Genomic DNA, 271 nt, shown 5'->3' on the forward strand with positions numbered 1-271 from the left:
TTTTTATCATCAATTTTTATTTCTGAATTTTTAGGAACTGGCAATTTTATTGTCGCTGTTGTATTTACCGGAATTTCAACATTTAGAATAAACTTTCCGTCTTTCTTTTCCCAAGAAGAAACAATTTTTCCATAAACCGATTGATAGTCCGCTTTCGCGAAAGTCATGTCGCCCACAACTTCTGGCTGAATGAAGAAATGTTTGAATCCTGGTTTTTCAGGATCCGATTTAATTCCGGCTAAACTTTGGTAAAACCATTCTTCAATTTGTC

General features: G+C 34.3%; 1 protein-coding gene. It reads right to left on the reverse strand.

What is annotated here, in order from left to right; all coding sequences use genetic code 11:
- A partial coding sequence (locus tag ACWA1B_RS22700) for an alpha-L-rhamnosidase C-terminal domain-containing protein (RefSeq protein ID WP_456910879.1) occupies positions 1 to 271 on the reverse strand: 271 nt, incomplete at both ends.

This window comes from Flavobacterium xizangense, from assembly GCF_054075145.1.